We start from the raw sequence: 1,742 nt of genomic DNA, 5'->3' as shown, positions 1-1,742 counted from the left end.
AAATATATGCATAATAACCGATAGCATTTAAAGCACCGGATGTTTTATTTACATCTAACTGTAAATAACCGTCTTCAATATCTACCCGTTCCGCTATACCGTTTTTATAATGCATCCCTTCATTACGCCATTCCGTAGTTTCCACATAAGGATCAGCACTATGAGTTACTCCATCCAATAGGACCGACAGTGGAGTCGTATAGGTGCGTGACACACTCCCTAACTTAGTACCATTTGAAAGATAATAATTCACTATACGATTTCCATTCCCAAACTGCACTGTATCAGGTAAATTAAGAATATTGTAACGGGTGGCAACAATGTTCTTATCGAGATTAGCTATCTCGTTCCCATTACTATCATAATAATATTCTTGTTCGTGGTCAACAAGATCAGGATAAATAGCAAAATCATAAGTTGCAGGAAAACTATGATTTCCATCCGTCACTTTCAACAATTGGTTTCCACGATAATGAATATCCAAATCATTCACCGACCCCGATTCTTCCAAACGAAGTAAAGAGGTTATATTACCCATTTTATCGTAATCGAAAAATTCATCATTCCTCATACGACTACCATTCACTCCATACATCATACCCGACGTTAAACGATCAAAACCGTCATAATCAAAATGATAGAAATACAAACGCCCTCCCTGAGAAATGGAAATATCAGCTATATTACCATTATTACAACGAGGCAATTGATAGGGTAACATAGAATTGCCGAAATAAAGAGTTTCATTAAAACCATTCATGCTACCAATATTAAACAACGTTCCGTCATTATAATAACCATATGTCATCTTAACTTTATTTCCTTGCATCATTTTTTCAGAAATACGACCATGGGAATCATAAGTAAAAGCACGCAGAGGAGAAGTATAATGAGTGGTCCCATATCCCATAACACATATACTGTTTTTTTCCCGTCCTGCATGATCGTAGTTATAATCCAATCTCAAAGAATAACGATTACCGTAACGGGAATCACTTCGTGTCAATGCTCCACTAAAATTATAGCTATAATCGGCAGACAATGTATTGTTCGACAGAGTCTCTTTAGAGTCGCGACGAATCAAGCGTGATTTATCATCATATTGATTAATCGTAAAACGTCCTTTATCAGGTTGATTTAACACAGCTTCAAATACCCCTGTCAGCAAACCTTTGGCAGAAGCGGATGACGCCATATTAGCAAAAGACCAATCAAAAGAAAATTCTGTAAAAGCATAATTATCATAATAACGTATACAAGTTAAAATATAACGATTCTGTCCCATCTTTATATGATCTGTGTATCCACGACAAGGTCCTCCAGTTCCAATATATTCTTCGTGTACCAATACATCCTCATATATATCAGCCAAATCATCGCGACTACGTTTATCTTTAACTATGCCTTCTATAACAACACGCCCCAAGCCGTCATATTTAATAAAACTCCATTCATCCCGTTTCCGCTGATTACCATCTTGGGAAAGAATGGGGCGATAATCTCCATCATATACTGTGTAAATCCAGTCCGCACCCGGATATTTTACGCCAACACATTGGTTATCGTTATCATAAATATAAAAATAAGCATACAAGTCGAGAAAATTACCGGCTGAAAGACTTTGATCATCAAAAGAAGAGTAAGCATCTACAGCAGCAGGCGGAAGAACACAACGTAAATGGTCGTAAGCATCGTATACCATATATGTATCGTGATATACATCTCCATCTACACGACGCTTT

At 36.9% G+C, this 1,742-nt stretch carries 1 pseudogene; it reads right to left on the bottom strand.

Annotation, left to right across the window (positions count from 1 at the left end):
• Positions 1 to 1,742: pseudogene (locus QVP90_RS14990) on the bottom strand (hypothetical protein); the annotation flags it as partial.

The organism is Bacteroides sp. CAG:189 (assembly GCF_000432295.1).
Taxonomy (GTDB): Bacteria; Bacteroidota; Bacteroidia; order Bacteroidales; family Bacteroidaceae; genus Bacteroides; species Bacteroides salyersiae.
Note: the sequence above shows the minus strand (reverse complement) of the source record. Positions and strands in the feature narration are given on the sequence as shown.